Genomic DNA, 6,963 nt, shown 5'->3' on the forward strand with positions numbered 1-6,963 from the left:
AGGCATGGCTGAGGCAAAGAATCTGGTCTCCCAGGAGGAAGTGAGCAATGTATTAGCCCAATTAGCCAATGTATTGCCTCCGAAGATCATTAATGAATTGAAAAATAAATTATCAAGCATGGAAATAACTAGAGAGCAATTGGCTAATCTCATTAGGATCCTAATTAATGAGTATTATAAAATGTTAATCGATCCAGGCGAGGCGATCGGCATAGTCACTGCGCAGTCTGTTGGTGAGCCAAGTACACAGATGATTCTTAGATCATTCCACTTCGCAGGACTTAGGGAATTCTCAATGGCACTTGGTTTGCCAAGAATGATTGAACTTGTTGATGCCAGGAGAAAGCCGTCAGTACCCATGATGACGATATACCTAGATGAAGAGCATAGGAATAATCCAAATAAGGCCCAGGAGGTTGCCTATAAGATTCAGCTAACAACGATAGAAAATGTCACCAAGAGTGTTGAGGTTGATTACATCAATTCGCAAATAACCATTGAGATTGATGAGAACGAACTTAGCCAGAGAGGTTTGAGTATGGAGGATGTTAGGAAGGTCGTTGAGAGAATTAAGGGTAAGGGTGCTCAAGTGGAGATTGAGGGTAACGTAATAAGGATCACGCTTGAGGAGGCCGACATAATAAAGCTTAGGAGGATTAGGGATAAGGTAATGCAGACCAGACTTGCTGGGATTAAGAATGTGAAGAAGTCACTGGTTAGATACAGTGAGAGAGATGGTGAATGGATAATAGAGACTGAGGGCACTAACCTTGAGGCCGTTCTCACGATAGATGGTGTTGACTATAGGAGGACAATATCCAATGACATACATGAGGTTGCTGAGGTGTTGGGTGTTGAGGCAGCGAGGACAGTGATAATGAGAGAGTTAAAGAAGGTTCTTGATCAGCAGGGTCTGGATACGGATCTAAGGCATTTAATGCTTGTTTCAGACGTAATGACCTGGACAGGTAAGGTTAGACAGGTTGGTAGGCATGGTGTAGTTGGTGAGAAGGAGAGCCCGTTAGCTAGGGCTGCCTTTGAGGTTACGGTTAAGAATCTGGTTGAGGCTTCGATTAAGGGCGAGTTGGAGAATTTCAGAGGTGTTGTTGAGAGTGTTCTTGCTGGTAAGTATATACCTATTGGTACTGGTATTGTTCAGTTGCTAATGGAATTTGAGTAAAATAATACTTAAGCCTATCGTTGGCATTAGGTTTAAATAGGGTTTTTTCAGGGCTGTCTTGAATGATTGATATTTCACGAGAACTACAAGTCGCGTTGAACACGGGTAAGGTGATGCTTGGTTATAGGGAATCACTTAAGGCAGTAATTGATGGATCAGCAAAGCTAGTAATACTTGCTTCAAATGCGCCTGCTGAGGTGATGAATACGGTACAGTACTATGCAAAAATGTCAAATGTGCCGGTGTACGTGTTTCAGGGATCAAGCTGGGACCTTGGTGCAGCCGTTAGAAAGCCCTTCAAGGTCTCAACAATAGCTATAATCGATCCAGGAGAAAGCAATATATTGGCTTTAGTAGCGCAACGTACTGGGTGATATTCATGCCGAGCATTAGATTAACAGAAGAGGAAATTAGATACGTGGCATTGTTTGAAAAGATAACTGGAATAACACCAAGGGATACTGTAATTGATAGCCAGTATAATAGGATAATATTCATAGTTGATAAGAACTTCGCACCACTGGCGGTTGGTAAAAATGGTATTAATATTAGAAAGCTAAAGGAATTGACTGGTAAGGATGTCGAGGTTGTTGAGTATGGAGAAACGCCTGAGGAGTTAATTAAGAACAGTCTATATCCAGCAAGGGTACTTTCAATAAAAATAACAAAGCTTCCTAACAATGGCAGTATTGCCATAGCCACAGTACATAATGAGGACAAGGCAATAGCAATAGGTAAGCAGGGAAGGAACATTAATAGGGCTAAACTACTGGCTAAGCGGTACTTCGATATTGATAAAATAAAGATAGTATCGCCGGAACAAAGCCAGTGACGTGAGGAAAAAGTAAATAAGCACTTAAATCAACGGTGATAGCAATGCCCGGTAAAAAATCACCGCTTGGCATGTTCGCTGCTAGGGGATTGAAGGAGAAGAGGAAGAGATTTAGGTGGAGTGACACGTACTATAAAAGGAGGATGCTTGGCATAGCCAAGAAGTTCGACCCGTTAGAGGGAGCACCAATGGCCAGGGGAATAGTTCTCGAGAAGGTTGGTGTGGAAGCAAGGAAACCAAATGCTGCCGTGAGGAAATGCGTCAGGGTCCAAATAACGAAGAATGGAAAGGTTGTCACGGCATTCGTACCTTGGGATGGTGGGCTTAATATAATTAATGAACATGATGAGGTAATAATTGAGAGAATAGGTGGTCCAGAGGGTAGGGCCTATGGTGACTTGCCTGGTGTTAGGTTTAGGGTCATTATGGTTAATGGTGTTAGCCTAAAGGCGATCCTATTGGGAAAGAAACAAAAACCTGTTAGATAATTTTCTATCTGTCTCACAGTTAATTAATTGGTTTTATCAGCAAGGGATGAATTCATCAATTAATCAGGCCGGAAACCTTTACATCACCGAACTAGTAATGCGTTGTTCTCTTTAAATTCCTATGCTGCGCAACCTTTATAATATCTCAATCAATTTCTCTTCTTAATATGAAGACCTGGTTACTACTAGTACTGGCCTTTGCAGCTGGGTTAAGTGGTATGGCAGTCGCTGCAAACATGAATGGGGTATTAGCATATATAAGTTATCACCTAGCATTACCACCACCGCCGGCATACGAGACCGTGTCGGCCTACATAAATCTCGGTAATCTAACACCGGGAGAAAGCGGTAGCGTAAGTGCTACGGCCTATCTATACGTTAACTCATCAGGATACTTCAAGATACACCTTCATGATGAAGGGTTTGAACATGTGTTTAGCAATTTCACAGTAGTGATAACAATTGGAAATCAAACCATAACACTCAATCTACATAGGGATGAAGCCTCAGTTTACTTAATACCAGGCAATTACACTGTGAATATTACGGTCTACTATACCGTTAGCATGAATCCACACGGTCCACCTAACGTCACTAATAAGCCATTAATAACGATAAAACCCGCCGGTGAACATGAGGAGGGGCACAATAATAATACGTCATACAATAACCAGGGAGATAACGAACAAGGCAATGAAGATTAAGTCTTTTACTAATTAAGACTCAAATTCAATTAATCTTGAATTCACTTAATTCTTCATTAAATATTTTAGTAAAAATGCTGTAAGTCTCATCTCCATATAGGCAAATTATTATCCTCCTAACGCTCTTGAGACCTTGCACGGCGTTTTTAATGGCTTTGGCCATTATTCTTGCGGCTTCATCATATGGACATCCAAAGATCCCCGTACTGATGGCTGGAAAGGCTATACTGGTTAGGCTGAGTTCCTCGGCCTTCTTAAGTGAATTAATTACTGCATCACCTAGTTTCTCAATGGGTTCAATGCCGCATCTAGGTCCAACGGCATGTATTACGTACCTAGCCTTCAACCTGCCAGCCTTCGTAACAGCAACACCACCCACGGGAACCGGACCATACCTCCTAACCCACTCCCGGCTCTCCTCCTGAATCTCATAACCACCCCTCCTAACAATGGCCCCCGCAACACCACCGCCATGCTCAAGGTATGAATTAGCCGCATTAACAATTGCGTCAGTCTCAACCTCAGTAATATCACCCTTAATTACATCCACCACAGTACCATTAGGGAATCTAAAGGTAGGCATCGACGAATTACTCCCCTGTCTTCTTTTAATGTATTCCTATCGTATACATTGTCGCAATGCTGAATAAGGGTTAATGGCATAGATAGGTGGGCATGTGCCTTAAGGGATGCTTAAAGTTTATAGCTGGTTAGATAACCAGTTACTGGGTAGATAGCCAGTGCTATTTGACCCAAAGCCTAAAGAGAAGAGGGAAGATCTATTTGATAGAGATGAGGAATTAAGTAAATTAAGGCTTGGTCTAAATTACCCAATCACCCTCCTGCTTGGCATTAGGAGAAGTGGTAAATCCTCACTAATTAAGGTATTAATGAACGAGGGGAAGAACAACAATATTTGGTTATACATCGACCTCAGGAAATACGAAGGAAATGCATACTTAACATATAGGCATTTAATTAACGAGGTTGAGAGAGCATTAAATACGTGGCCTGAATGGTTAAGGAAACTGCTTCATGGTATCCGTGGTATTAATATTTCAGACCCAGGTATTGAGCTAAGGTTGAGTTGGGGTAAGAATAGAGTTGAGCTAGCCGACTTATTCGATAAATTATCTGAGATTAGTGAGCGCGAGAGTAAGAGGGTTATTGTTGTGTTTGATGAGTCGCAAGAGTTAAGGAAGCTTAAGGGCTACAACATACTGTATCCGTTGGCATATGCCTATGATAATCTTAAACTCCACTTCCTGCTTACTGGGTCGCAAATAGGTATGGTATACCGGTTCTTAAGGCTTAACGATCCAGACTCGCCACTATTCGGTAGAGCTATGTATGAGGTCTTCATAAAGCCATTCACTAGGGAGCAAGCGATTAAATTCCTTAAGGCTGGATTTAGAGAGGTAGGATTGTCTGTTTCTGATGAGTATTTAGAGGATGCGTATAACAACTTAGGTGGGATACCTGGTTGGCTGACGTTCTATGGTTTTAATTATTTACAGTCAGGTAATCATTACGAAAGTATTAGGAGAACCCTTGAATATGCCATTGACTTAATTAAGCAGGAGTTTGAGAATTTCCTTAAAAATAGGGAGGAGGCTAGAGAACGTTATTATACGTTGATGATGATATGTAGTCATGGATGTAGGTGGAGCGATGCTAAGAGATACCTGGAGGCGAAAGAGGGTGTTCGTATTGATGATAAGAAAATAACTGAACTGCTGCAAAATCTCGTAGACTCCTCATTCCTAATGAAGGAAAATGATATCTATAAACCAAGTGACCCACTTATAGCTAAGGCCTTTGAAGCCAGCTCAGCCAAATAGTGGTACCCTGCTTCTCTTTGGTGGCCCTGGTACAGCAACCCACAAAGCCCCAGATATGAAAGCTAGTATCAGTATTATTAATAATGCATGTTCTAAAGCACCAACCTGCCCATAAACCGGGACATAGTACTGAGCAAGCAATCCTGTCAGTAATGAACCTAACACATTACCGCCAGTCACAGCCCCATTCCACACGATCGATGTTGCCCAACTGAAAAACTCTTGTTGGTTAGTTTGATCCAATCATCATCTTTAATACTGTACTAAGTGGCGGTCTTTGGGTTAATCCAGATGATGTGTTGAAGTATTTGTACATTTATGATTATTGTAAAGAAAAAGCGTAATAATTATGAATTCCCATCGAACCTTTACCAGTTAATCCTTTAGGATTTACGCGAAATAGAATTTAATTTTGGGTGGTGAGATTTTGTTGATTTAATTCATAATGCTTGTTAATTATTGGGTTGCTGCTTTATCTCCTTAAGCCTTAATGTTTGAAGTTGTCAGATTTGTCGAATTTTTTGCTACGAGCACGAGGCTCTCCATGAGGAGCATTCGGTCTGCAGTACGTTGACTTCTGCGTAGGGCTTCCCCACCTCTATATCTAACTGCACAGCGTAACCGTCGTGTTTGTAGGGCTTAATTGCGTGAATAGGGGTTAGCCAAAACTTTTGCTGAACTCTATTTAATTTTTTCTGATAAAATGGTAAGATTTTTAAAGAGTTTATGCATTGATTCGTTTGATGTCTTCGGCTCAGGTGAATGCCGACAAGCCTAGGATTTGTTGGGGCGCCAGGCGTGATGGAAAACTTGTTTGTAAGGAACCGGTGACCGATGAAGCAACAATCGAGAAGGTCAAGGAATTAGTCGAGGAATTAGAAAGGAGGATTGAGAAGCATAAAGACGCCCTAAAGAGTGGTAGCTTCATTGATGAGATAATTAGCCAGTTAAAACAGTGGCTCGAAACGCATAAAAAGGATGGCGGCAAGAAGGCTAAGGTTGCAAGAAGAGTAGTCAAATTCATGATATGGCTTTTAAGGAAGCTCAGGGAGAAATGGAGCGAGATCTACTGGAAACAATTTCTTGAGCTCATGAATTCGCTCGAGAGGAACACAACGGACATCATAGTGACTGGCAGTAATAGCGGAAATAAGTCATTCATAGTCCATCTATTCAACAAGAACATAGCGGTCATAGTAAATAAGGTATCAACAAATGGGAGAATCACAATAAGCTTATCGCTGTCTGGGTCTGAAGGAGATACTGTTAAATTATCTAACACCTTCAGTGACAAAAAGGTATTAAAGGCCGTTCAGCACGGTTGGGCATTGACGGATGGGAGCGTTCAAGACGGCCACCCAACTATGAGTACGAACCAGCCGTGGCAAGCAGCCCTGTGGTCGCTTTGCTACCCTGGCGAAATCCATATGTACATAAACGGCTTAAGCATTAATGAGGAGGACGTTTCAATTAAATGGCACTTAACCGCAAACAGCCACAAGATAATGTCTAAGGAGGAGATCGTTAAAGAAGTGCTCAAATTCAATGATAAAGATCTAAGGTCATTTATAGTATCTGCAATATGGGGTGATGGCCATGTTTACATTAAGGGAAAGACAAAACATATGAATCTTTTAATAGGTTTAAGCAAGTACGACTTATGGTACGGCATAATCGAGAGGTTAATCAACGAGCTAGGCTTTACGATACGCATAGAAAACATAATCGAAGTCAAAATTAGATCAAGCAAGGCCGTTAGGCTCGCCAAGGAGTGGTTCTCAATACAAGACATTAAGGAGTTAGTCGAGTTAGGTTCAAGTCTACCGGACGGCGAGAAGCTCAAGCGAATAATCAAGTTGGCTAACATGGAGGTCAAGGAGTTGGGCAGAAGCTCAATTACAATACCTGGGACGGACAT

9 protein-coding genes are annotated in these 6,963 nt (G+C 41.6%); 7 read left to right on the forward strand and 2 right to left on the reverse strand.

Annotated features, from left to right (window positions below):
• The first annotated feature begins 22 nt into the window (after window positions 1-22).
• From rpoA2 to ACP5L5_RS09420, 5 genes are all read left to right on the forward strand, one after another.
• Window positions 23-1,180 (forward strand): DNA-directed RNA polymerase subunit A'', encoded by a 1,158-nt coding sequence (rpoA2, locus tag ACP5L5_RS09400; RefSeq protein ID WP_428763329.1) that lies wholly within the window; start codon window positions 23-25, stop codon window positions 1,178-1,180.
• A gap of 62 nt (window positions 1,181-1,242) precedes the next feature.
• Window positions 1,243-1,554 (forward strand): 50S ribosomal protein L30e, encoded by a 312-nt coding sequence (locus ACP5L5_RS09405; protein WP_013605419.1) that lies wholly within the window; start codon window positions 1,243-1,245, stop codon window positions 1,552-1,554.
• A 5-nt stretch (window positions 1,555-1,559) separates the two neighbouring features.
• On the forward strand, window positions 1,560-2,012 hold the full coding sequence (locus ACP5L5_RS09410) for a NusA-like transcription termination signal-binding factor (RefSeq protein WP_013605420.1): 453 nt from the start codon (window positions 1,560-1,562) through the stop codon (window positions 2,010-2,012).
• Between the two features lie 44 nt (window positions 2,013-2,056).
• Window positions 2,057-2,500: a 30S ribosomal protein S12 gene (locus tag ACP5L5_RS09415; RefSeq protein WP_428763315.1), complete on the forward strand. Its 444-nt coding sequence runs from the start codon at window positions 2,057-2,059 to the stop codon at window positions 2,498-2,500.
• Window positions 2,501-2,667: 167 nt separating this feature from the next.
• Window positions 2,668-3,204, forward strand: coding sequence for a hypothetical protein (locus tag ACP5L5_RS09420; protein WP_428763317.1), 537 nt, complete (start codon window positions 2,668-2,670; stop codon window positions 3,202-3,204).
• Between the two features lie 25 nt (window positions 3,205-3,229).
• On the opposite strand, the gene ACP5L5_RS09425 is transcribed toward ACP5L5_RS09420, so the two are convergent.
• Entirely contained in the window at window positions 3,230-3,787 is a 558-nt protein-coding gene (locus tag ACP5L5_RS09425) for an ADP-ribose-binding protein (protein ID WP_428763319.1), read from the reverse strand.
• 157 nt (window positions 3,788-3,944) lie between these two features.
• On the opposite strand from ACP5L5_RS09425, the gene ACP5L5_RS09430 reads away from it, so the two are divergent.
• Window positions 3,945-5,045, forward strand: a complete 1,101-nt coding sequence (locus ACP5L5_RS09430; protein WP_428763320.1) for an AAA family ATPase — start codon at window positions 3,945-3,947, stop codon at window positions 5,043-5,045.
• Here the strand turns inward: ACP5L5_RS09430 and ACP5L5_RS09435 are convergent.
• The gene (locus ACP5L5_RS09435; protein WP_428763322.1) at window positions 5,034-5,288 is read right to left on the reverse strand and encodes a hypothetical protein; all 255 of its coding nucleotides are present in this window, start codon (window positions 5,286-5,288) and stop codon (window positions 5,034-5,036) included. The genes ACP5L5_RS09430 and ACP5L5_RS09435 overlap by 12 nt on opposite strands.
• A 500-nt stretch (window positions 5,289-5,788) precedes the next feature.
• Between ACP5L5_RS09435 and ACP5L5_RS09440 the strand changes: the two genes are divergently transcribed.
• Window positions 5,789-6,963, forward strand: a 1,175-nt coding sequence (locus ACP5L5_RS09440) for a hypothetical protein (protein WP_428763324.1), incomplete at its 3' end; no start/stop codon positions are given.

It is taken from the genome of Vulcanisaeta sp. (genome assembly GCF_049966235.1).
Classification (GTDB): domain Archaea; phylum Thermoproteota; class Thermoprotei; order Thermoproteales; family Thermocladiaceae; genus Vulcanisaeta; species Vulcanisaeta moutnovskia.

Coding starts and splice junctions, on each gene's coding strand:
- ACP5L5_RS09410 (WP_013605420.1), top strand. CDS start 1,560: ATGCCGAGCATTAGATTAACAGAAGAGGAAATTAGATACGTGGCATTG.
- ACP5L5_RS09405 (WP_013605419.1), top strand. CDS start 1,243: ATGATTGATATTTCACGAGAACTACAAGTCGCGTTGAACACGGGTAAG.
- ACP5L5_RS09415 (WP_428763315.1), top strand. CDS start 2,057: ATGCCCGGTAAAAAATCACCGCTTGGCATGTTCGCTGCTAGGGGATTG.
- ACP5L5_RS09425 (WP_428763319.1), bottom strand. CDS start 3,787: ATGCCTACCTTTAGATTCCCTAATGGTACTGTGGTGGATGTAATTAAG.
- ACP5L5_RS09420 (WP_428763317.1), top strand. CDS start 2,668: ATGAAGACCTGGTTACTACTAGTACTGGCCTTTGCAGCTGGGTTAAGT.